General features: G+C 36.8%; 20 protein-coding genes and 1 tRNA gene. 10 read left to right on the top strand and 11 right to left on the bottom strand.

What is annotated here, in order from left to right; genetic code table 11:
* Positions 1-12 precede the first annotated feature (12 nt).
* The 3 genes from RM573_RS13610 to RM573_RS13620 are packed head-to-tail and all read left to right on the top strand — an operon-like array spanning position 13 to position 2375.
* Entirely contained in the window at positions 13-1038 is a 1026-nt protein-coding gene (locus RM573_RS13610; protein WP_311583139.1) for a succinylglutamate desuccinylase/aspartoacylase family protein, read from the top strand.
* Between the two features lie 8 nt (positions 1039-1046).
* Positions 1047-1484 (top strand): ATP-dependent zinc protease family protein, encoded by a 438-nt coding sequence (locus tag RM573_RS13615; protein WP_311583142.1) that lies wholly within the window; start codon positions 1047-1049, stop codon positions 1482-1484.
* A 12-nt stretch (positions 1485-1496) separates the two neighbouring features.
* The gene (locus RM573_RS13620; protein ID WP_311583145.1) at positions 1497-2375 is read left to right on the top strand and encodes a mechanosensitive ion channel family protein; all 879 of its coding nucleotides are present in this window, start codon (positions 1497-1499) and stop codon (positions 2373-2375) included.
* Between the two features lie 82 nt (positions 2376-2457).
* Here RM573_RS13620 and RM573_RS13625 read toward each other — a convergent pair whose 3' ends face one another.
* Complete coding sequence (locus RM573_RS13625) at positions 2458-3312, bottom strand: mechanosensitive ion channel family protein (RefSeq protein ID WP_311583149.1); 855 nt, start codon at positions 3310-3312, stop codon at positions 2458-2460.
* A 9-nt stretch (positions 3313-3321) separates the two neighbouring features.
* Positions 3322-3960, bottom strand: a complete 639-nt coding sequence (locus tag RM573_RS13630; RefSeq protein WP_311583152.1) for an MlaC/ttg2D family ABC transporter substrate-binding protein — start codon at positions 3958-3960, stop codon at positions 3322-3324.
* A 463-nt stretch (positions 3961-4423) separates the two neighbouring features.
* On the opposite strand from RM573_RS13630, the gene recA reads away from it, so the two are divergent.
* The 3 genes from recA to metH all read left to right on the top strand — a co-directional run bounded on the left by recA (position 4424) and on the right by metH (position 10476).
* A complete protein-coding gene (gene recA, locus RM573_RS13635) occupies positions 4424-5452 on the top strand; it encodes a recombinase RecA (RefSeq protein WP_311583155.1) in 1029 nt (342 codons plus the stop codon).
* 320 nt (positions 5453-5772) lie between these two features.
* Entirely contained in the window at positions 5773-6720 is a 948-nt protein-coding gene (locus tag RM573_RS13640) for a homoserine O-succinyltransferase (RefSeq protein WP_311583158.1), read from the top strand.
* Between the two features lie 57 nt (positions 6721-6777).
* Positions 6778-10476, top strand: coding sequence for a methionine synthase (gene metH, locus RM573_RS13645; protein ID WP_311583161.1), 3699 nt, complete (start codon positions 6778-6780; stop codon positions 10474-10476).
* 34 nt (positions 10477-10510) lie between these two features.
* On the opposite strand, the gene radA is transcribed toward metH, so the two are convergent.
* Positions 10511-11872 (bottom strand): DNA repair protein RadA, encoded by a 1362-nt coding sequence (gene radA, locus RM573_RS13650; protein WP_311583164.1) that lies wholly within the window; start codon positions 11870-11872, stop codon positions 10511-10513.
* Between the two features lie 141 nt (positions 11873-12013).
* Here radA and RM573_RS13655 point away from each other — a divergent pair, with 141 nt between their 5' ends.
* Complete coding sequence (locus RM573_RS13655) at positions 12014-14467, top strand: PilZ domain-containing protein (RefSeq protein ID WP_311583167.1); 2454 nt, start codon at positions 12014-12016, stop codon at positions 14465-14467.
* A 54-nt stretch (positions 14468-14521) separates the two neighbouring features.
* Here RM573_RS13655 and serB read toward each other — a convergent pair whose 3' ends face one another.
* Complete coding sequence (gene serB, locus RM573_RS13660; protein WP_311583170.1) at positions 14522-15583, bottom strand: phosphoserine phosphatase SerB; 1062 nt, start codon at positions 15581-15583, stop codon at positions 14522-14524.
* Between the two features lie 129 nt (positions 15584-15712).
* Here serB and RM573_RS13665 point away from each other — a divergent pair, with 129 nt between their 5' ends.
* Complete coding sequence (locus tag RM573_RS13665; RefSeq protein ID WP_311583173.1) at positions 15713-16336, top strand: AhpA/YtjB family protein; 624 nt, start codon at positions 15713-15715, stop codon at positions 16334-16336.
* On the opposite strand, the gene RM573_RS13670 is transcribed toward RM573_RS13665, so the two are convergent.
* The 4 genes from RM573_RS13670 to prfC form a co-directional block, all read right to left on the bottom strand.
* Positions 16325-17122, bottom strand: coding sequence for a TatD family hydrolase (locus RM573_RS13670; protein ID WP_311583176.1), 798 nt, complete (start codon positions 17120-17122; stop codon positions 16325-16327). The genes RM573_RS13665 and RM573_RS13670 overlap by 12 nt on opposite strands.
* Before the next feature lie 86 nt (positions 17123-17208).
* Positions 17209-18327 (bottom strand): HDOD domain-containing protein, encoded by a 1119-nt coding sequence (locus RM573_RS13675; protein WP_311583178.1) that lies wholly within the window; start codon positions 18325-18327, stop codon positions 17209-17211.
* A 268-nt stretch (positions 18328-18595) separates the two neighbouring features.
* Positions 18596-20350 (bottom strand): arginine--tRNA ligase, encoded by a 1755-nt coding sequence (gene argS, locus RM573_RS13680; protein ID WP_311583181.1) that lies wholly within the window; start codon positions 20348-20350, stop codon positions 18596-18598.
* 222 nt (positions 20351-20572) lie between these two features.
* The gene (gene prfC, locus RM573_RS13685; protein WP_311583183.1) at positions 20573-22153 is read right to left on the bottom strand and encodes a peptide chain release factor 3; all 1581 of its coding nucleotides are present in this window, start codon (positions 22151-22153) and stop codon (positions 20573-20575) included.
* 245 nt (positions 22154-22398) lie between these two features.
* Between prfC and RM573_RS13690 the strand changes: the two genes are divergently transcribed.
* Positions 22399-22797: a BlaI/MecI/CopY family transcriptional regulator gene (locus tag RM573_RS13690; protein WP_311583186.1), complete on the top strand. Its 399-nt coding sequence runs from the start codon at positions 22399-22401 to the stop codon at positions 22795-22797.
* Positions 22790-24046: a M56 family metallopeptidase gene (locus RM573_RS13695; protein WP_311583188.1), complete on the top strand. Its 1257-nt coding sequence runs from the start codon at positions 22790-22792 to the stop codon at positions 24044-24046. Before RM573_RS13690 ends, RM573_RS13695 begins: the two co-directional genes overlap by 8 nt.
* Before the next feature lie 74 nt (positions 24047-24120).
* Here the strand turns inward: RM573_RS13695 and rimI are convergent, their stop codons facing one another.
* From rimI to RM573_RS13710, 3 genes are all read right to left on the bottom strand, one after another.
* A complete protein-coding gene (gene rimI / locus RM573_RS13700; protein WP_311583191.1) occupies positions 24121-24564 on the bottom strand; it encodes a ribosomal protein S18-alanine N-acetyltransferase in 444 nt (147 codons plus the stop codon).
* Positions 24565-24571: 7 nt separating this feature from the next.
* A complete protein-coding gene (locus RM573_RS13705) occupies positions 24572-24952 on the bottom strand; it encodes a DNA polymerase III subunit psi (protein ID WP_311583194.1) in 381 nt (126 codons plus the stop codon).
* A gap of 202 nt (positions 24953-25154) precedes the next feature.
* Positions 25155-25231, bottom strand: a tRNA-Trp gene (locus RM573_RS13710).
* Between the last annotated feature and the right edge of the window lie 60 nt (positions 25232-25291).

Here is a 25291-nt window from a genome sequence, read left to right on the forward strand (position 1 = left end):
GGAAAAAGTGTGATGGATGTTTTACGTATAGGTGAATTTGAAATTTTACCCGGTGAACAAAAGAAAATTAAATTGCCGGTTGCCAAATTATATACCGATGCTGATGTTTCTTTACCTGTGCATATTATTCGGGCAAAGAAACCAGGTCCTACTATTTTTGTGAGTGCTGCGGTACATGGTGACGAGCTCAATGGTATTGAGATCATCAGGCGTTTAATTAACCAAAATAAATTTAAAATTATTAAAGGGACTGTGATTGCGGTACCTATGGTGAATGTTTATGGCGTAGTAAATCAAAGCCGCTATATGCCTGATAGACGCGACTTAAATCGTTGCTTTCCAGGCTCAGCAAAAGGTTCATTGGCGGGGCGAGTTGCACATATATTTCTAAATGAAATTGTCAAACATTGTGATTATGGGATTGATTTACATACGGGAGCGATACATCGTTCAAACTTACCACAAATACGTGCGAATATGCTTGATGCTGAAACTAAAGAATTAGCTGAAGTGTTTGCGGTACCTGTGGTATTAAATTCTAATTTAGTTGATGGCTCATTACGTGAATCGGCCATTAAAAATGAAACGAAAATATTATTGTACGAAGCAGGAGAAGCGTTAAGGTTTGATGAGTTTTCTATTCGTGCCGGCATGAAAGGCATTTTAAATGTATTACAACATTTAGGCATGAAACGAAAAAGCAGTGCCACAAAACGTAAGAAAATCGTTCCTTTTATTGCCAATGGAAGCCAATGGGTTAGGGCAAATGCGAGTGGTATAGTGCATAACGTAGTTGAATTGGGAGATCAAATCACCCAAGGGCAAGTGTTAGCCGAAATAGGCAGTCCTTATGGTGAAGTGCTTGATTGTGTAATAGCAACGCGTTCAGGTATTTTAATTGGCAAGCAAAATATTCCGTTAGTACAAGAAGGTGAAGCAATGTTTCATGTTGCTTACTTTAGTGAAGATGACGAAGAAATTGCCGAGCATATTGAAAATGTACAAGAACAGTTATTACCAGAGCATAACGATATTTAGGAATGAGTATGAGTGCGGAAAATAAAATAATTATTGGTTGTTTAGAATCGATTGCTTTACCTGAACTTGCGATAGATGATTTACAAGTTAGGGTAGATACCGGTGCAAAAACTTCTTCATTACATGTTGATAATATAACTAAAGTGACTAAAAATGGTAAACGGTGTGTTAGTTTTGATATTCACCCTGACGCCTATAACGTTGATACCATTGTTCATTGTACAGCGCCGATTAGTGATATTAGAAAAGTAAAATCATCGAATGGCAACACTGAGCAACGTTATGTTATACGCACGCCTGTTGTGCTTGGCAGTGAAAAATGGTCTATTGAGATTACGTTAACTGACCGTTCTGATATGAGTTATTTAATGTTGTTTGGCCGAGAAGCGATTGGAAATAAATTTCTGGTTGATCCATCACAGGTTTTCTTAGCGATGAAAACGTAAAAAGGGGAACATATGAATTTTGCTAACATTAAAACGATATTAGCGACACCTATTTTTACTATTTCTGAACAACCTATTTCTTTAGGGGAATTATTATTAATTCCCCTCATTATTTACGTTGGGTTAGTACTCACTAAATGGACGGCAAGATTTGTTACACATCGTTTAACAACTAAAAAAACAGATCCTAACCTTATTCACCTATTGCAACGTGTTTTATACGTAACAGCGATAACCATTTTATTTATTACCACACTTGATCTTATTAATGTTCCTATTGCTGCCTTTGCTTTTTTATCTGGTGCTATTGCTATTGGTTTTGGTTTTGGTGCGCAAAACATTATTAATAACTTTATCAGCGGTTGGATCTTAATGTGGGAGCAACCGATTCGTATTGGTGATTTCTTAGAAGTTGAAAATGCCAAAGGGGTAGTAGAAGAGATCAATACTCGATCAACACGGATCAGACGAGTTGATGGCGTACATTTATTAATTCCTAACAGCAAGTTACTCGAAAATACAGTTGTCAACTGGACACTTAAAGACAGCTTAGTACGAACGAGTGTTCGTGTTGGCGTTGCTTATGGTAGCAAAGCAAAGTTAGTGGCTGATTTGATTTTAGAGGCAACCTTAGCTCAAAACGAAGTATTAACAGATCCTAAACCAGTCGTTAGCTTCGAAGATTTTGGTGATAACGCCTTAATTTTTGAAGTCAATTTTTGGATAAATTCTAAAGTTGAAGGTGGCTTGCGAGTTACTCGCAGTAATATTCGTTTTACTTTAGATGAATTGTTTGAACAACATCAAGTGGTTGTTGCGTTCCCTCAACGAGATGTTCATCTAGATGGCTCTTTAACGCTTATCAAGCAAGACGATAATCTAAAAAGTTAAATGAAAAACTTTAAAGAATATCAACCGTAAAGCATGAAAATGGAAGTAAGTGGTTATTACTTCCATTGATCAAGAATAGTTTTTATTTTTCGATGGCTATTTTACTTTTCTGTTCAAACCATAAACGCATAAAATCAGCTGTGAGTTTTTGCTCTATTTCTAATGCCGTTTCTGTGGGGCAAAAAACGGTAAAGAATACTTGCGTATCACCAATATCAGAAGTAGCGACTTGAATATGTGGCTCTGGACCTGCAATGTTGATATCTAAGCGATTTTCAATAAGCTGATTATATCGCATCGCAACATCTTTAAAGTCTGCACAATACACGTTTGCTTTTTCATATAATTGATCAATAAACTCAAATGGATTGACACTATCATCTCTTACAATAGTGAAATGGTGCATCGCATAGCGCTTTAAAAAATTGAGGTTTTTAATCACAGAAGTAATCAGCTGACTATTCGGTAAATAAAGTGTTTTACCCGTATATTGATAACTGTCTTTATCTACTTCTAATAAAGTCAGTTTTGCCCAGTCTGTTGAGTGTACTTCACCAAAATAATTACCTACTTGAATCCAGTCACTAATCCTAAATGGTCGACTCGATAAAATATAAACAAAGCCAATGAAGCATTGAATAAACTCACGAGTTGCTAAAACAATGGCAACAATAAAAGCGGCAATGGAAAAGGCAAACTTTTGAATTTCTTCCGACCAAATATTAAAGATCAAGACGATCATTAAAACGGTATAAATATTATTAACGATATTAATTTGTAATCTTTTATCGTGTTTAGACTTCTTTTTGATCACCTTTACTAATAGAAATTTCAATAAATAAAAAGCACTAACACACAGTAAAGTGATCACGAACTTATTGTTAAAAAAATTGGGTGTTAATGCCGTTAAATTACTAATGTTAAACCATAAGTCCATGTAAAATTTTTAAACCCTTTTATTGCTGAGTGATGAATTATTTTGTAGTTGTAATAACGTTTGCTCTGGCCCTAATTTGTTGAAACTTGAATTAATTTCTTTTTGTTTAGATTCCAGCATGCTAATACCTTCGACCACAATATCATAAAATAACCAAGTTTCATCGTGCAATTTAATCAGTTTTACTAAGGCTTTATTGGTTTTATTTTTACCAATAATTGTCATATTCACCATAGCCACTTTACCGCTTTTCGAAATTGAACTTTTACCAATATTAATTGCTTCGTTATTATACTTACTCAATAAATGGCTGTAAGTATCGATTAATTGATTGGTTAATTCAGTTCGGAATGCTTCTTTTTGCTCTGGAGATAATTTAGCTAAATGAAGCCCTAAGACTTTATGACTAAAATATTGCGTACTTACTTCGGGCAATAAATATTGCTTCAATACTTCGCGAATATTACTACGTGATAGTTGGTCGGCATTTTTTAATGGGATCAGCGCGGTTTCAATATTTGTAAAAACATTTTTTACTTTTTCTTCCGGTAAGTTGTCATTCGCTAATACGAAAGAAGAAATTAAAAACGTTAATAATATAAATATCAAGACGAAAATATTGATGTTTTTTTCAGTGGAATTTTTCATTTTATTTTTATTTAGCCAGTACTAACAAGTGCGGTGATTGTATGGGGAAATTGAAAACAGGCAAGCGCAATAAATTGTTTATATCAATCAAAAAAATTGATTAGCGGATAATAAGTTTTAATGAATTGCTGACAAATACTTTTTTAAATTCGTTAAAACTGATGAGTTTTGAGTCTGTTGTTTTGTGATGATAAAACATTTATCTTTTTACTGGTTAACAGCATGATAAATCTACTGTACAAACAAAAAAATTCAACTAAAAATGAAATAGTAACTTTTTACCTTGAAAACTTTAAAAGTTATTAACGTCTGAATTATACAATAAAAACAATGAATTAAAAGTCTCCGTTTTTTATTTTTAGTAAAGAAATAAAAATAATTGTAAAAAAGCTTGATACTGTACGACCATACAGTATACTTCGTCACATAAGTTAGTTTTTAGATATAAATTGTGGAGCACGAAATGGACGATAACAAAGAAAAAGCACTATCTGCAGCACTCAGCCAAATAGAACGTCAGTTTGGTAAAGGCTCAATTATGAAGCTGGGTGAAAACCGCAGTATGGATGTAGAAACCATTTCTACTGGTTCACTTGGATTAGATATTGCGCTAGGTGCTGGTGGTTTACCAATGGGTCGAGTTGTTGAGATTTATGGCCCTGAATCAAGTGGTAAAACCACCCTGACGTTGGAAGTTATCGCCGAAGCTCAACGTAATGGTAAAGTTTGTGCGTTTGTTGATGCTGAACATGCGCTTGACCCTATTTATGCTGAAAAACTTGGCGTAAACATTAATGAATTATTAGTGTCTCAGCCAGATACGGGTGAACAGGCGTTAGAAATTTGTGACATGTTAACTCGTTCTGGTGCGGTTGACGTTATTGTGGTCGACTCTGTTGCTGCCCTTACTCCTAAAGCTGAGATTGAAGGCGATATGGGGGATTCACACATGGGCCTACAAGCTCGCATGCTTTCTCAAGCTATGCGTAAGCTTACGGGTAACTTGAAGCAATCGAATACTATGATGATTTTCATTAACCAAATTCGTATGAAAATTGGTGTAATGTTTGGATCTCCAGAAACAACCACGGGTGGTAATGCATTAAAATTCTACGCTTCAGTACGTTTAGATATTCGTCGAATCGGTGCGGTTAAAGCAGGTGATGAAATTGTTGGTAACGAAACACGCGTTAAAGTTGTGAAAAATAAAATTGCTCCACCATTTAAACAAGTTGAATTCCAAATATTATACGGTGAAGGTATTAACAGCTTAGGTGAGTTAATTGATTTAGGCGTACAACATAAAATGGTTGAAAAGGCTGGTTCTTGGTATAGCTACAATGGCGACCGTATTGGTCAAGGTAAAGCAAATGCGACCAAGTATTTAACTGAAAAGCCAGAAGTTGCCAAAGAACTCGACGGTCGCTTAAGAGAGTTATTATTAACAAAAGCAACTGATAACGTTGAAAAAGAAGAAGCGGTTACTGAGTAATAAGTAGAAACAATTGCTTTAAAAACTCAAAATCAATCTAGAAAAACCATCACAACTGTGATGGTTTTTTTATCGGTTAATCAAGATGTTGCACGGTTTCATCTTATAAAAAGGTGAATATGCTAGTTAAATACTTAGATAAATAAATGAGCAATGAAAAAGTTATAAGAATTAACAAAATCATTTAGACGTCTATACGTTTAGAAGTTGACATAGCTAAAGTTAAAAGGCACAGTAGTGTCTATACTGTGTGTATGAAATATGCACACGAGTTTATTCGCTAAATGTTATGTTGAATGTCAGTGTTGTAGGTACTTTTTATGCCCATTAAAATCCCTAATGAATTACCGGCTTTATCGGTATTAGATAAAGAAAATATCTTCGTCATGTCGGAGCATCGTGCGGCTAATCAAGATATACGCCCGATGAAAGTAGCGATTTTAAATTTAATGCCGAATAAAATTGAAACAGAAGTGCAAATTTTAAGGATGTTGTCGAATACTCCATTACAGATAAATATTGATTTTGTCCGTATACATGCCAATGAGTCAAAGCATACCCCGAAAGAGCATTTAGATAACTTTTATTGTTTATTTGATGATATTAAAGACACGCAATATGACGGGTTAATTATTACAGGCGCGCCTTTAGCGTTGCTAGAATACGAAAAAGTAACCTTTTGGGATAAAATATGTGAAGTTTTTGATTGGGCAGAAAATAATGTCACATCAACTATGTTTTCTTGTTGGGCGGCGCATGCGGCTTTATATCATCATTATGGCTTGAATCGCCATTTACGAAAGAAAAAACTATCAGGTGTTTATCAACACAGCCCTGTTGATCCAAAAGAGCAGTTAACGCGAGGCTTTGAAGAGTTTTTTAATGTACCGCATTCTCGCTATGGTTATATTGATAAAGCTGATTATTTAAGTGTCTCGGAACTAAAAATTATCGCAGAGTCAGAAGAAGCGGGGGTTTATGTGGTGGCAAGCAAAAACAAGCAGCAAGTCTATTTAACAGGCCATCCAGAATACGATGCAACGACATTAGATGAAGAATACCATCGTGATTTAAATGCTGACGAAAACGCTGTTATGCCTGAAAATTATTATCCGAATAATGATGTCAACAAAATACCGCATAGTTCGTGGCGTAGTCATGGCAGTTTATTATTTACCAATTGGCTCAACTATTATGTCTATCAAATAACACCTTATTTGTTAGATGCGTCGAATATACGAGCAAGACAGCCGGAAAACCAAGTTTAAACACATTTAATTACAGTATTAACGTCGTTTTTCTTATTAGAACAAATTGAGAGTAGTATGAAGAAATCAGCATCGTTTGAAAATTTTGAACAACAATTAGCCCAACGTATTTTAATTCTTGATGGTGCTATGGGAACTATGATTCAAGCGTATAAATTTGAAGAGCAAGATTACCGTGGCGAGAAGTTCTCTGATTGGCATTTAGATGTGAAAGGCAATAATGACATGTTAGTGCTGACTCAACCTGATGTGATTAAAGCCATTCATGCTGAATACCTCGAAGCGGGTGCTGATATACTTGAAACGAATACTTTCAATGCAACGACTATTGCCATGGCTGATTACGACATGGAAGCGTACAGCGCCGAGATTAATTTAGAGGCTGCCAAAATAGCTCGGCAAGTCGCAGATGAATATACGGCAAAAAATCCAGATAAACCGCGTTTTGTCGCCGGTGTATTAGGGCCAACAAACAGAACCTGTTCAATTTCACCAGATGTGAATGATCCGGCGTTTCGTAATGTCACCTTTGATCAACTAAAGGAGGCTTATATTGAGTCGACAAAAGCGTTAATTGAAGGGGGAAGTGATTTAATATTAATTGAAACGATTTTTGATACGTTAAATGCCAAAGCTGCTATTTTTGCTGTTGAAACGGTTTTCGAATCGTTAAATATTCGTTTACCCGTAATGATTTCAGGCACTATTACAGATGCCTCAGGCCGTACATTATCAGGACAAACAACCGAAGCTTTTTATAATTCACTTCGCCATGCTAAACCTATTTCTTTTGGTTTAAATTGTGCACTTGGCCCTGTTGAATTAAGGCAATATGTTGCTGAATTAAGTCGAATTTCTGATTGTGCGGTTTCGGCTCACCCCAATGCCGGGCTACCAAATGCCTTTGGCGAATATGACTTTAGTGTTGATGACATGAATACTCATGTTGCCGAGTGGGCCGATTCAGGATTTTTGAATATTATCGGTGGCTGTTGCGGTACAACCCCAGAGCATATCAAAGGTATGGCTGATTCGGTTGCAAATATTGCACCTCGTAAAGTGGAACCTCGAAAAATTGCTTGTCGATTATCAGGTTTAGAAGCACTGACTATTGATGAAAATACTTTGTTTGTGAATGTGGGTGAAAGAACTAACGTTACCGGTTCGGCAATTTTTAAACGACTTATCACTGAAGAAAATTATGATCAAGCAATAGCGGTTGCTTTACAGCAAGTTGAAAATGGCGCGCAAATAATCGATATCAATATGGATGAAGGCATGCTCGATTCAAAAGCGGCCATGATCCGATTTCTAAATTTAATTGCGGGTGAGCCCGATATTGCCAAAGTGCCTGTGATGCTTGATTCTTCTAAATGGGATATTTTAGAAGAAGGCCTTAAGTGTATACAGGGCAAGGGCATCGTTAATTCGATCAGTTTAAAAGAAGGTGAAGAAAACTTTCGCAGCCAAGCAGAGCTATTGCGCCGTTATGGTGCTGCCGTTATCGTCATGGCATTTGATGAAGTAGGGCAAGCAGATACTCGCGAAAGAAAATATGAAATTTGTAAGCGTGCATACCATATTCTTGTCGATGAAATCGGTTTTCCTGCAGAAGATATTATCTTTGATCCCAATATTTTTGCGGTCGCTACCGGTATTGATGAACACAATAATTACGCGGTAGACTTTATTGACGCGGTCGCTGATATTAAAAAGAACCTGCCATATGCGATGATTTCTGGTGGCGTATCAAACGTATCATTTTCTTTTCGTGGAAATAACCCCGTTCGAGAGGCGATACATGCAGTGTTTTTATATCATGCCATTAAAAATGGTATGGACATGGGGATTGTTAACGCTGGTCAGTTGGCCATTTATTCTGATATTCCAGATGACTTGCGCATTGCGGTTGAAGACGTTATTCAAAACAGTGACGACGGTGCCACAGAGCGCTTACTTGATGTGGCTGAAACTTATCGCGGACAAGCGGGCAATCAAAGTAATAAAACCGATCTAGCATGGCGAGAGTTACCGGTTAATAAGCGCTTAGAGTATTCATTAGTAAAAGGTATCAATGAATTTATAATTGAAGATACAGAAGCCGCACGTCTTGAAGCCGTTAGACCATTAGATGTCATTGAGGGGCCATTAATGGATGGCATGAATGTTGTTGGTGATTTATTTGGTGCAGGGGAAATGTTTTTACCGCAAGTGGTGAAATCTGCTCGGGTTATGAAGCAAGCCGTTGCCCACTTAAACCCGTTTATTGAAGCGGAAAAAACTGAAGTAAAATCTAACGGTAAAGTGTTACTTGCTACAGTTAAAGGTGATGTTCACGATATTGGTAAAAACATTGTTGGCGTAGTCTTACAATGTAATAACTACGATATTATCGACTTAGGGGTCATGGTGTCCTGTGAAGATATTTTACGCGTCGCCAAAGAAGAGAATGTCGATATTATTGGTTTATCTGGTTTGATAACCCCATCACTTGATGAAATGGTGCATGTTGCCAAAGAAATGAAACGCTTAGATTTAAACTTACCTTTACTGATAGGGGGAGCGACAACGTCTAAAGCTCACACGGCGGTAAAAATTGAACCGAAATATGAACATCCTGTGGTTTATGTGCCCAATGCTTCGCGCTCGGTATCCGTGGTCAGCACACTAATCTCTGAAGATGGAGATAAACGCCAAGCTTTTATCGATCGTCAAAAAGATGAATATGATCGTGTCCGTGAACGTCATTACAAAAAAGGTCCTCGTTCGAGTTTAATTTCATTAGAGGAAGCCCGTGCCAATGCTTTTCCATTAAGTTTTGAGCAATACACGCCTAAAGTACCCAACAAATTAGGGATTACTGTTTTAGATGAACTTGATTTAAATGTGGTGAGAAATTATATCGATTGGACGCCATTTTTCATGACTTGGCAGTTATCAGGTAAATATCCACTTATTTTAAAACATGACGTGATTGGTGAAGAAGCAACGAAATTATTTAATGACGCTAATGCGTTGATTGACGATGTAATAAACAATAAAAAACTAACAGCTAAAGCCGTCTTTGGTTTATTCCCTGCTCATCGTAAACAAGACGATTTAGTCGTATTTTCTAATGATGAACGTGAAGAACCATTGATGAAACTGCATCAACTTCGTCAACAAAGTAAAAAGCCATCAGGGCAGTTTAATCGTTGTTTGGCTGATTATGTTGCTGATGAAGCGTCTGGCATAAAAGATTATATGGGAGCTTTTGCCGTTTCAGCTGGTTTTGGTTGTGATGAATTAGTGAAAGCTTTTGACGCTCAGTTTGATGATTACAACAGTATCTTAATTAAAGCTGTGGCCGATAGGTTAGCAGAGGCGAGTGCTGAATATCTTCATGAAAAAATACGTAAAGAATATTGGGGATATGCGCCAGAAGAGTCTTTTGCAAATGACGATTTAATTCGTGAAAAATATCAAGGTATTCGTCCAGCACCCGGTTATCCAGCTTGTCCAGAGCATACCGAAAAAGGCTTATTGTGGGAATTACTCGATGTTGAAAAAAATATCGGCATGAAGTTAACTTCAAGTTTTGCAATGTGGCCAGGTGCTGCCGTAAGCGGCTGGTATTTTGCTCATCCAGACAGCAAGTATTTTGCGGTTGCCAAGTTGAAAAAAGACCAAGTGATTGATTACGCAACGCGTAAAGAAATGACATTACCGCAAGCCGAACGTTGGTTATCCGCTAATTTGGATTATGAACCTGAATAAACCCAATGAACGTTTTTGAAGCATTAGCTGTTAATTAAATAACATCTAATGCTTCGCTAAGTTTTTTCACTCCAATTACTTCCATACCGGATATTTTTTCTTTTGGCATATTATTAAATGGAACGATTGCGCGTTTAAAGCCATGTTTAGCGGCTTCATTAATCCGTTCTTGACCACTTGGAACCGGACGGATTTCGCCTGATAACCCTACTTCACCAAATACCACTAAATCTTGAGGTAATGCACGATCTCTAAAGCTTGACACTAACGCTAAAATCAAGGCTAAGTCGACACTCGTTTCTGCAACTTTAACGCCACCAACCACGTTAACAAAAACATCTTGGTCGTTCATTTGTAAACCACCATGGCGATGCAAAATAGCTAATAGCATTGATAGTCTATTTTGATCGGCGCCAACCGCAACACGTCTTGGGTTACCTAATGCTGAATGATCGACTAATGCTTGAATCTCAACCAGTAAAGGCCGAGTGCCTTCCCATAAGACCATAACAATACTACCCGGGGTGTTTTCTTCACCGCGTGATAAAAATATTGCCGAAGGGTTTTTTACTTCTTTTAAACCTGTGCCTGTCATCGCAAAAACACCTAACTCGTTAACGGCACCAAAACGGTTCTTATTGCCACGTAGTGTTCTATATCGCGAATCTGTACTACCTTCAAGCATGATAGAGCAATCAATACAATGCTCTAATACTTTCGGCCCGGCTAAGCTGCCATCCTTTGTCACATGACCGACTAAAATCATTGCAACGTGGTGTTGTTTGGCAAAGCGAGTTAAAAAAGCGGCGGCTTCTCGTACTTGCGACACACTGCCTGGTGCTGATTGAATATCAGCCATGTGCATCACTTGAATTGAGTCAATCACGATAATTTTCGGTTTTTCTTTCTCTGCAATATGACAAATATTTTCTACACTGGTTTCAGATAACAATTTTAATGAGTCTGCTTTGAGCCCTAAACGTTTTGCCCGCATGGCAACTTGTTGAAGAGATTCCTCACCGGTAATGTACAATGCTGACATTTGCTCTGATAAGTCACACATGGTTTGAAGTAATAGTGTACTTTTACCTGCACCAGGTTCGCCACCAATTAAAATAGCGCTGCCGGGTACAATGCCTCCGCCAAGCACCCGATCAAATTCAGAAAAGCCAGATGAAAATCTAGGCAATTCAGCAAGATCAATAGTGTCAAGAGTTTGAACTTCTGTACCGACCATGCCTGAAAAACCAGATAAATTACTCGATCTTGTTGGTAGTTTTGCTTGTCTAAATTCAGAAATAGTATTCCAAGCTTTGCATTCATTACATTGTCCTAGCCAACGTGAATGTTCGGCTCCGCAGTCTGTGCAGACAAATGCTGTTTTGTTTTTTGCCATTTTTTACCTTTTAAGGGTATGGTTATTGCTTATTGTTATACTAAAATATAATGAGATGACATTTAAGATAATCAATTTATAATGATTTTACTTAAATATAACATTTTTAATTTCCACTATTGTAATGAAATAGAAGCTTGAATGACTAATAATTTTTCAAAATATCAAACTATTATCGATGACTTTCGAGGAAAAGTATTATCAAAGGATTTTGAAGCTGAGTTTTCTCATGTCACAAAGAACATTCCGAAAACCGAACGTTTTTTGTTGAAAATGGAATTAAAACGTTTGGCTAACCCTTGTACTCGCTTGATTGATTTAAGAGGACATGTCGACGGTGAATGCCGTGCTTTTGATCATGAAGGAAGAACACATTACCTTGATGATATTGCTATTCGAGTTTTTGAAGAGTCATTTGCCGATTATCAAGGCTATACTTTCGGTGTCTATGAAGCGGTAATGAATACCGAAAATAACTTCCGAGTTATTTATCAAAATGAAAAAAATCAAATTAAAACGCCGAATGTAACTGTAAAACCAGCCAAGGTATTTGAAAAATCACAATATCCAGCACAACTTTTTAGCTTTGGTCCTTATTTTAATCGTTCTGAAGAGCGTATGAATTTCGCCATAGCCCTTCAGGTTCATTTTTCAGATGATAAAATGGTCGAAGGGACGTGTTCTGATATTAGTGTTAATGGCTGTAAGTTTCGTTTCAACTCTGTCGAGAACATAAAAATACGCCAAATAATTACCATTCGATTTTCTGGTCTTGAAGGTGAGTTTCAGTTTGATAAAAAAGAAAAGTTTACCTATGAAGTACGTAATATTCAGATTATTGAAGGCCTCCAATTAGTTGGTGTAAGTCGAGTATATACATCACCTGAAGAAAAAGATGGTTTCAAACAGTTTTTAAAAGGCTATATTCAAGGTAATAAGCGTCGTTATAAAATTAATTTAGATAATACTATCAAAGCGTTACAGTCTCGAAGTTTCGAACAATTTGCTTTGCCAAAGTCTAATGAGTTACCCATTTTTATTGAAGATGTACAAGGGAAACTGGCGCCTCGTTTTGCATTAACTTGTCATAATAATCAAAATATTTTTCAATACTGGCAAGATGAAAAAAGACAATCGACCTTGAGTTATTTAGTGACTCAAGATCGTTTTTTAAGAATTAAAAAAGCAGCTATGTTAGGTAAGTCTGTCTTGGTGTATAGCTTTATTCATGTCAGCCAGGGCAAAATGTACTTTTATACTGCGGACAATGTGCAATTAGATGAAGATGCCGATTTTATGAGGCAATATTTAGGGTTTGCTGCGTCAAAAGAAAGCTTTGCCATAACCCAACTAAATTATCTTGCGCTAAATAGTGAATACGCCGACTCACCACTAACGTTGTCGAATACCATTGCGAAAAAAGATGAATATTTGAATATTCCAGCTTCAGACGATGTAAAAGAGTCACTGTCGAGGTTAACGGCAATTATTACCGCAACAAATATTACCAATAAAGAAATACACGCTTTTTATCAAGCGTTACCCTTTGATAATATTAATACCAATAAACTTAAAAATTTTGGTCATAAACGTTTAGTTGAAAGTGTCAATGTCGATGATGTTGGTATCAATTATAATAATCAACGACAAGAGCCTCGTTTTGTCTATAAAACGGCTATAGTTGTAGACGCTGATGGGGTCATTTCACAAGGCATTTCTCAAGACTTCTCAACGTCAGGGTTGAAAATTGCATTAGATAAAAGCTCATTGCTTAAAAGAGGAGATGTTGTAAATATTACTTTCCCACAATTACAAAAAATTACTTCATCGTTTGACTTACAAAGTCTTCCTTATGAAGTGATGCGGGTAAACACTTCTAAAACTATAATCAATTTGCGGGTCTTTGTTGAAAAACATCAGCATATCGGCCGTGCATTTTTTAAAGCGTTAATTCAAAAGAATCGTGAAAAGCTAACGCCTGATGAATATGCCATGTTAAGTCCTGGCTTGGCAAAAGCGTTACGTAATATTTATAGCGCTAGTTTGCAAACGGTCGCTTTAATGATCCAAACAAGTGGTAGCAGATATAAAATTGAAGCTGTAACTACGAATAATAAAAACTCGCGAATTCTTTCTTACTGTAAGCAATTAAGTGATAGAAATCATCATTATAACTTGTACCCTTTATTGAGTAATATGCAAGCGACTAGCTTGATGAATACTACATTAAAGAAGTTACAAGCAGGAGACAGACCGGTTTCTGATATTTTATATATCGCAATTAACCCTGAAAATGAGATGGTTGATAAAGCGGTCACCACGAAACTTGATGAAGAGTTGCAAACCGATAAGCTGAAAAAAATATTTATTAAAAATGCCCTAAAACGTGGCGAATTCTTCTGTATTAAAGTTGTCGTTTCTCGCACTGATGATCCAGATATGCAGTATTTAAATCCAGAACTTAGTTACATTAGCTCTTATGCGATACATAGAGGTAAGCAATTAGAACAAGAAATTTGGAGTGTTGCGGGAGTTGTACAAGTTTTTGATATTACTCAAGAAGCTATGATGCGTTTTCATTTAATTGATGATTGATCAGCAATTAAATTGCGAACAGTTAAAAATGAAATTTAACTGTTCGCTCGTGTCTTATGCTAACCAATGAAGCAAACAATCTAAACCGCTAAAGTTAATTGCGCTGTCAGCTTGTTTTAAAACGATAGGTTTTGCATGGAAAGCGACCCCAAAATGAGCCGCATTCATCATCACTAAATCATTTGCACCATCGCCCATAGCAACCGTTTGTTGAAAGGGTAGTTGATATTGTTGTTGTAATGATAATAAACAGTCTGCTTTTGCTTGAGCATCCACAACATTACCCAGTACCTTGCCCGTTAAGGTGTTATCAACAATTTCTAACACATTCGCGTGAGCAGCATCTAAATTCAGCATGTCTTTTAAATGATCCGCAAAATAAGTAAAACCACCAGAGGCTATCGCAATACGCCAATGGTATTGTTTTAGTTCAGCAATTAGTTTTTCTAAGCCATTCATTAAAGGGATATTTTTAGCCACTTCAGCTAAGATACTTTCTGGTGAACCGGCAAGTTTTGACACCCTTTGGTGAAGACTTTGCGCAAAGTCTAATTCACCTTGCATGGCTTGTTCTGTTACCGCGGCAACTTCTTCACCAACTCCCGCTAATAAGGCTATTTCATCAATACATTCAATTTCTATTGTGGTGGAATCCATATCCATCACTAATACACCGGCTTGGTGAAGTTTAGGTGCGTTTTTAATTAACGCAGCCTCTATTTTTTCGGTTAATGCGATACTGGCTAATTGTGCTTTTGCTTCGTCAATATTTTCACAATGAACGGAAAAACGATAACTGACCAAAGCATTACGGTGATTTATCGCGGTGATCGCGGTTATTTCAACGTGACATTGTTGAGTAATGGTTAACAATTGTTGAAAGCTTGTTTCACTAAATAACACCAACTCAATTTCAGATTTAGTCGGCTTCGAAGTAATGCTGGTAGAAATTTGATCGTGACTGTTAACACGACATTGTTTAGCAAGCCTAAAAGTTGTTTCCGTGATCTGGCAAGTGATAGGAAAAATTTCAGACGGTTGTGTTAGTGAAATATAATCAGCCAAGGTAAGCGTTTTTAGATGGTTTAATGAAATTTCGTTAACAGCAATTGACACAATTAAGCCTTTTAAATAGTTAGATAGTAGAATTTTTGAGCCGAAAATTAACTTTATTAACAGCCGATATTTAAAACTTCAACAGAACCTTCTATAGTGTAAAGTAAGTTGAAAGTTTAACACGGCTCTATGACACAATTGATGACACATACCGAACAGCCTTTATACCCTAAAATATCGCCGATTTATAATAAAATTATGCAATTAGCTATAGCTATTTTTTTGATCATTGTTTTAATGAATCTTTGGGTATTTAGTTATGGTAATAATCAACAATCAACCACCAAACATTTTAACCAGATCAGTCAGCAGTATTTGTCGCAAATCACTAAAGCAACAGAAATACTTTTAAAAAATCAACCAAACAATAATCGTGAAAATATCCAACAGTATTTTGATGAAATTGCCAATGCACCATGGATAAAAGAACTCAGTTATTACGACCAAACGGGAATGTTGCTTATTGCTTCACAAGAATATTCTACGATAAATGACTTGTATGGTATTTCTATTCATAAAGCCGATCGTAGCGATAAATACTCAACTTTTGTTGAAGAAGTTTATCTAGATGATTTACAGGGTTATATTCGATTTACCGTTGCGAATCACTCGTTAACTAAAGACATTGAATTACAATCTGCGGAGCACTTTGATCTGGTGCGTTTAATGATGATTTTAGCTGTAGTGGTGGGGTTCTTTTTAACTCGAGGGTTAAATCGTTTTAGTCGCCAGGGTTTTCGCTTACATTCGTGAGTCGTCAAATAAGCGATTGATATTACTTTCAATCGCTTCGGATAATTGCTGTTTTGGCGCTTGACGAATTTCGGCTAATTTGTCAAAAATAATGCTCAAATTTAAAGGACTGTTAGCTTGTCCTTGCATACCAAATAATGGCATGGCTGGAGCATCGGTTTCTAATACCAACGCATCAACAGGAAATCGTTTCACGGCTTTTATTGTTTTTTCTGCTCTCGGGTAAGTGATAGTCCCTCCTATTCCTAATTTAAAACCTAAATCAATATACGCTTTACCTTGCTGATAACTGCCTGAAAATGCGTGGATAATCCCATTTTTTTCTACAGGGGTAGATTTTAGCTGCTGTAATATTTCTTGATGCGTACGGCGATGATGAACAATTAATGGTAATGAATATTTATTGGCCATTTGTATATGAAATTCAAAAAAGCTTTGCTGCAGCGTCAAGTTATCTTGCTCTTTCGCTATAACACCATCTAAACCTGTTTCACCTATGGCTATCAGTTGCTGTCTATTGCTGGCTATGGCGTCATCCAATTGTGATAAATGATCGTGAGTTAATCCATTTAAATACCAAGGGTGAATGCCCAAACAGGGCAACAGTTGACACGGTGTTTGATTGTTTTTAGCAATATTTAGTAGGGATTGCCATGTTGATGGTGAAACGGCAGGGACAATTATTTTTTTGATATTGGCGGCATAACACAGAGATAACAATTGTTGACGATTTTCATCAAATTCAGAGAAGTCAATGTGACAATGACTATCAGTAAAATGTTTCATTACTTTCTCCACGTTAGCCAGTCACGTGCAAACAACTTAACGGTACTTTTTATATTGCCACATAAGTTATGAGTTAACTGGTTATGTTATTTAAATCTAAGCGCTTTTTGTTTTAACCGATCAATTTTTTCAACTAAGTTAAAGTGCTGTAAAAATGCATCATCGACATCTTTTTCTTCTAGTAAACAATTAGCAAGATATACCGCTTGGCTTATTCCTATTTCCTTATTCAGAAGCTCTTTAGGTTGATGATGTTTTAAAACGGCATCGATTAAATAATAAGGGAAGCTCCAAGTATGCAGCAAATAAGCACCAATTTGCGTATGATCTGTCGAAAATATCTTTTCTTCGAGTTCAATTGCATCCGACGTTCTGGCGTTATTTGCAAAATATTTTAACGTGAGTGCTTTATCGATTTCAAACAACACTAACTTACCAATATCATGTAATAAACCGGCTAATAAAGTATCTTGTTTTAACTCTACAGAGACTAATGAAGCCGCAAAGCGGGCAGTAGCTAAACAATGCGTTTGTTCGTCTAATAAGGAAAAGTTTGGAATATCTGGCTGGTATGAAAACATTTCAGCGGTCATCACAATACAGCTTAAGGTATCTACGCCAAGCTTGGTAATGGCTTCTGCAATTGAAGATAAAGGCTTATCTGTTTGACCAAAAATATTATTGGCCGACTGAATCACCTTAGCTGCTAATGCGGGATCTTGAGTAATAATATCGGCAATTTTATCAGAATCGGTATTGGCATTTTTTAAAATAGCATTTAACTGCATATATACCCTTGGCGGGCTAGGTAATGCTTTAACTTTAGCGACTGATTTAACAATTATCTCTTTGGTTATTTTTTTATGATTTCCTTGAAAAGATAATACGGTATTTATCACGCTAATGGGCTCGACAGGAGGTATAAAGACATAATGCGCATAATGATTTATTTGAGCAATATCTTCATGAATGTGTGCGATGCGAATTAGTTTAGGAAATTTTATCGTGATGGCTTTTAATAAGTTGATCACAGATGTTTTTTCAAGATTGTCAGCAACAATCACAACATCAAAGTTATGCTTTTGTAATAGCTTTAAACCAGTAAGTGGGTCTGTGACGCTCGCGGTTTGGCAAAGTTGCTGTTTGAGCAAATCATTAAGGTGAGTTAATGATTTACTTTTATTATCAATAAGCAAAACTTTCATTAAAATTCCTTCACTATGAACTAATGAGTTGTAGTTCAACCTTTATAGCAAGTTAATTAGATTAAGTCTCTCAGCAGTAATCTAAAAATGTTGGGCTATGTTTTCATTAACGTGATTATTTATCCTCGACAGAATTAATAAGTCGTCAACTAATTTGTTAACACGGCTTTTTAAAACTTTTAAGCAAGCTGATACGTCAACAGTTACGTGCTTTTTAGTTTCAGTACGCTAATGCCGTTCTCAGTCGAAAATAAAATATGAATGGCTATTACATCCGTTCCATTACTTCGATACCTAAAATATCTAACCCTTGTTTTAGGGTTTTCGATATTTGTGCACATAAAGCTAAACGTGATTGTTTTACTTGTTCATCAATACCGTCTTTTAGAATTGGGCAAGCTTCGTAAAAACTCATATATAAGCTCGCTAATTCATAAAGGTAGTTACATAATAAATTTGGTGTACATTCATTTATAACCGCATCAATAACATCTTCTAACTGTAATAACTTTAACGCTAAAGCTTTTTCTTGAGGCTCAACAATGGCAAAGTGCTGTTCAAATTGTTGCTGATTAACCCCAGCTTTAGAGAAAATACTTTGAATACGAGAATAGGCATACTGTAAATAGGGAGCGGTTGCACCTTCAAAGCTCAACATGGTTTTCCAGTTAAAGATATAATCACTGGTTCTATTTTTTGATAAATCAGCAAATTTAACCGCGCCGATACCTACTTTTTGTGCCACTTCAGTAAGTTTTTCATCAGAATAATCGGGGTTTTTCTCAGCGATCACGTCTTTAGCACGAACAACTGCCTCGTCTAATAATTCTGCTAACTTGATTGTGCCACCAGTACGGGTTTTAAATGGCTTACCATCATCCCCCATCATCATACCAAACGGGCAATGATCATAACCTACATGCTCAGGTAAAAAGCCGGCTTTACGGGCGACTATTTCAACTTGTTTAAAATGGAGCGCTTGTCTTGCATCTGTGAAAATTATAATTCGGTCTGCTTTTAATTCATTACTTCTATAACGACAAGCGGATAAATCGGTGGTTGCATATAAATATCCGCCACCTGACTTTTGCACAATAAATACAGAAGGTTCACCATCTTTATTTGCCATTTCGTCAATAAAGACCACTCTTGCTCCTTGGTCTTCAACCGCAATTTTCTTTGCTAATAATTCATCAATCACTTTAGGCAGATCAGGGTTATAGGCACTTTCGCCCATGATATCGTCACGGGTGAGGGTAACATTTAATTTGTGGTAAATTTCTTCACTGTGTGTGATAGAAATATCAATAAATTGTTGCCATAACACGGCACAATCGGCGTCACCACCTTGAAGTTTAACAACATAGTCACGAGCTCTATCAGCAAAACCTTCTTCATTATCAAAACGGACTTTGGCTTCTCGATAAAAATTTTCTAAATCAGCAAGGGCGGTTTCAGCGACTTCATTGGCTTGAAGTTTGTCGCTTAAATGAGCAAGTAGCATCCCAAATTGCGTGCCCCAATCTCCCATGTGATTTTGACGAATGACCTTATCTCCTCGAAACTCAAGGGCGCGAACTACCGCATCACCAATAATGGTAGAGCGTAAGTGTCCTACGTGCATTTCTTTGGCGAGGTTAGGTGCAGAGTAGTCAACAACAACATTTTGAGGATTGTCTTCTGTCCCGGTTGTTCGTTGCGAAACACCTAGTTTTTCGTCGTTTGCAATAGCAGATAACTGAGCCGCTAACCATGTTTTGTCTAAGTGAATATTAATAAAGCCTGGGCCTGCTAGTTCGACTTTTTCAGCTATTCCATCAAGGTTTAAGTGTTCAACCACTTTAGTCGCCAGTTCACGAGGATTCGTTTTTAGCTTTTTCGCCGCACCCATTACCCCGTTTGCTTGATAATCACCAAAATTGGCACGGTTAGAAATACTTAATGCAGGATTAGTATCTTCAGGTAAACCCGCTTGAACCATGGCTGTTAGCACTTTTTCTGAAAGTAGTTGTTTAATATTCATTTCATTAACTCTTTTTGTGATCAAGTAATAACTTGATCTAAATAATCTTTATAAAGCTGTATTTAGCTATTTCAATAGGCGTTTTGGCACAATAGTTGAGCTTTAGCAAAGCCGTTGAGCTTTAGCAAAGCCGTTGAGCTTTTTCATGAGGAGCTTAGTGTACTAAGTGACAAATGAAAAAGCGAAAACAATGCCGCTAAAACGAAATATATGCCGCCAAAATTAGTGCTCTCGTGTCTGATGGAACTCAATATCGGGATGACGCTCTTGTGCCAAATTTAAATTAACCATAGTCGGCGCAATATAAGTTAAATTATCACCACCATCTAAGGCTAAGTTATCAAATGCCTTCTTCTGAAATTGCTCTAATGTGCGCTCATCATCACAAGTACACCATCGTGCTGTTGCTACGCTAATAGGTTCGTAAATCGCGTCAACGTTGTATTCTGTTTTTAAACGTTGCACCACTACTTCAAATTGCAGCACACCAACCGCGCCAACAATCATATCGTTGTTCATTAAAGGTCTAAATACTTGTACGGCACCTTCTTCAGAAAGCTGAATCAAACCTTTTTGTAATTGCTTCGCTTTTAGCGGGTCGCGTAAACGAATTCGACGGAACATTTCGGGAGCAAAGTTTGGAATACCACTAAACTTCATGTCTTCACCTGCGGTAAAAGTATCACCAATTTGAATACTACCGTGGTTATGTAACCCTATAATATCACCAGCAAAGGCTTGCTCAACGTTTGAACGATCCCCCGCCATAAAAGTAACGGCATCGGCTATTTTTACGTCTTTGCCGATACGCACTTGGCGCATTTTCATGCCTTTTTCATATTTGCCTGAACAAATACGCATGAATGCGATACGGTCACGATGTTTTGGATCCATATTCGCTTGAATTTTAAAGACAAAACCTGAGAATTTTTCTTCTTCAGCTTTTACTTCTCGCGTATCCGTTTTGCGTGGTAATGGTTTGGGTGCCCATCTAGTTAGGCCATCAAGCATATGATCTACACCAAAGTTACCGAGCGCGGTACCAAAGAATACCGGTGTTAACTCGCCTGCTAAGAATTCGTCTAAATCAAATTCGTGCGATGCGCCAATAACTAATTCTAATTCTTCGCGTAAGTCATCGGCATAGTGACCAATGGCAGTATCAAGCTCTGGGTTGTCTAAACCTTTGATTACTCGTTTTTCTTGAATAGTGTGGCCTTGGCCTGATTGATACAGAAACGTTTCGTCGGTTAAAATGTTATAAACACCTTTAAATTCTTTACCCATGCCAATAGGCCAAGTAATCGGCGCACATTTTATTTTTAATACGTCTTCGACTTCATCCATGACTTCCATGGGATCACGCACATCGCGGTCCATTTTATTCATAAAAGTAATAATTGGTGTATCTCTTAAGCGCGTAACTTCCATTAATTTAATGGTTCTGGCTTCAACACCTTTCGCTACGTCAATTACCATTAAACAAGAGTCAACCGCGGTCAGCGTACGATAAGTATCTTCCGAGAAGTCTTCATGGCCAGGGGTATCTAAAAGGTTTACAAGACAGTCGGCGTAAGGAAATTGCATCACAGATGTGGTAATTGAAATACCACGATCTTTTTCCATTTCCATCCAATCTGACTTTGCATGTTGCCCTGATTTCTTCCCTTTTACCGTTCCCGCTTTTTGTAAAGCTTGACCGAAAAGTAATACTTTTTCAGTGATGGTTGTTTTACCTGCATCGGGATGCGAGATAATAGCAAAGGTGCGTCTTAGGTCGACTTCCTGCTGTTGTAGCGACATGCAAAATACCTGTTTATAAAATAATAAATGAATAGCGAATTTTTAAAGCGCAACATTATATCGAAAACAAGCGTTTAAGGCAGCAATAATCTGTACTTTGCTTTAAATTTTTTTATCTAAAAAAATTAAAGCGATAATTATTTGACAATCATGATTACAAGTGTAATTCTTACTTGTGATTACGCTTGTAATCGATTTGTGTTATTTGTGATTCAGATTTTAAGTTAATACATAAGGCAATAAAGATGCAAAGCAGTGTAGATATTAGTAATGCAGAATTTGAAGTTTTAGATGTGCTCTGGAAGAAGCACCCAGCGACAGCTAATGAAATTATTGAGCGTTTAAATCTGAAAAAGCAGTGGCATGATAAAACGGTTAAAACATTGCTAAATCGATTAGTGAAAAAAGAAGCGATCGGTTTTGAAAAAGAAAAAAGGTGTTACTTGTATCATCCAATAGTAGAACGAGAAGCCTATACGCAATCTGAAAGTCAGAGTCTGATTGAACGCATGTTTAGTGGGCGGGTTTCTCCGTTAATTGCTGGATTTGCTAAGCATAAAAATCTAGAGAAAGATGACATCGACGAACTTAAACAAATAATTTCGGCGTGGGAGCAAGAAAATCAGGAGAAAGAAAATGATTGATTTACTTATTACTTGGTTTGCACCTTTAACCATTATTTTATCAATCATCTTAATATCTCATCGCCTTTTACTAAAAAGGTTAGGCCCAACAAAAGTTTATTTATTATGGCTATGCGTACCAATAGGACTATTTTTTTATAGTTTGCCATTATCTTGGGAGGCTAATAATCACTTTGCTGATGATAAGATACAGCAATTCATTGTTGTTCCAACTCAAACATTTCAACAGCAATTTACCGTTGAATGGTTAATATCATGCTGGATTTTAATCAGTACATTAATGCTCATTTATTGGTTGATTTCACATTTTCAATTCTTAAACAAAACGGCGTTAACTCGATTAGACCCAAATCAATTACCGGTTAAATTACCGCTTAATCTACCTGTGTATCAAAGTGCACACGCATATAGCCCAATGATTGTTGGGGTTATTAATCAAAAATTATTACTACCAGAAGAATTTACTGCTTTGTATAACGATGAGCAGCAAAAATTGATTCTGGAACACGAAATTTGTCATTTTGATCGCAATGACATTTATTGGAACTTAATAGCATTTATGTTTTTAGCGCTATTTTGGTTTCACCCCTTGGTATGGTTAGCGTATTTTCGCTTTCGCCGTGACCAAGAACTTTCCTGTGATCAAATTGTTTTGGCGCGAAAACAATTAGCGAGCAGGATCAACTACAGCAGAGCATTGCTAGTAGCAGCAGAAACATCGCCGCCACTTGCTTTTGCTCAGCTTTCTTTTAAGAAATATGGAGATAAAGAGATCATGTTTGAACGCATAAAACATATTAAAACCCACACTAAAGCATCAAAATTAAGCTTAGCTTTAGCGTCAGTCTTATCGATTACATTATTATCAGGACTTAGCTATGCCGGCAATATTGGTGATGGCAACAACACACAGAAACACAGGACACCACCTGCCGTTAAAAAAGAAGCCATGCCAACTTATCGTGTTGAACCTAAATATCCGCTTAAAGCTGTAGAAGAGGAAATAGAAGGTGCTGTGGTATTAAAGTTTGATATTAATGGGGAAGGAGAAGTAAAAAATGTTGAAGTCATGGATGGTGTTCCTGCTTACGTGTTTGATCGTGTAGCAATGACGGCACTCAAGCAATGGAAATATGAAGCAACTGGTGAGTATCATAAAAATCAACTCGTACAGCTTGATTTTAGAATGGGACCTGACTCGACTTTCAAAGATGTTAATCTTATTGAAAAAATTAGGGTGACTCAGTAACAACATTTTCGACTTAAAAGCTTTTCATTTTGAAAAGCTTTAATTTTTACTGCAATAAATAACTGAAAACGAATTTATATCGACTTTGTCATCACAATCGCATCTTCATAGCCAATTGCGCTAGGGTAGTACCCCGTGCGTCGTGCTATTTCAGCATAGCCATCGTTAATGTACATCATTAAGGCGGAGATGTTTTTTGCTCTTACTTCTAAATGCAGTTTTTCGGCGCCGAGTGATTTAGCTTCGTTGGTAAAAAAATTGAGGATGTGCTTTCCATAGCCATTACCTTGGTAGGATGGCGAAATGCAAATATCCATTAATGTCGCTTCACCCAGAATATATTCGCCAATATAAAAGCCAATGATATGCTCTTTGTCTTTTAAATAATGACCGAAATAGCGATCCCCAATACAGCTTTTAAAGGTTTTCTCACTCCAAGGGTGTGAATGGCAATCGTTTTCAATCGGCATAAGTGTGCCAACATCGTTAAGGGTAATAGGTAAAAATGTAAGCGACATAGCAGTTTTAAGGATTTAAGTTATGTTGGATAAAGGTTTGCCAAAGTTGTTTTTTCGCTACCGGTGACTGAGCTATTTTGTCTAAACTCGGTGTAATAAGTGTCGCTTTTTCAAAGCGAATATTAGCATTATCGGTAAATTGCCAATTAAATAGTCCTAAATCGAGGTGAGACTTTTGCCACGATATATCATCAGGTTTAATAGACAGTGCATGTAAAATATCTTGAAATATTGTTAGCTTGTTAATTTCATTGGCAGAAAAATCACCGGTAATATTGCGAGTAGACTCTTCTTTAACTTCACTTGAAGTTTGCTTAAGATTTTTACGTTGCCACAAGGTAATCCCCATCGCTTTTAAGTGATTGAATTGTCTTGTGGTGATAGTCATTAGCGTTCTGTCATTAAGATGTGTTTAGTTATCATCGCAGTATAAATAGCAAAAAGCTACTTGTTAAGTGGTATTTGCTCACGGAATTTCATAAAAGGGCAGCAATGTAATACCGCTGGTTTGAAGGCTTTAAATTAATAAATGTTTATAACTTAATGATAAGAACAATAGCTGAATAGATAGAAATAATTTGGGAAGAAAATGGCAGGGGTGGAGAGATTCGAACTCCCAACCGTCGGTTTTGGAGACCGCTGTTCTACCAATTGGAACTACACCCCTGCAACGGAGACGAATTATACCCAAGCAATTACAAAGGTAAAGCGCTAAATTCTAATTTTA

The sequence above is a fragment of the Thalassotalea castellviae genome, from assembly GCF_031846185.1.
GTDB classification, from domain to species: domain Bacteria; phylum Pseudomonadota; class Gammaproteobacteria; order Enterobacterales; family Alteromonadaceae; genus Thalassotalea_H; species Thalassotalea_H castellviae.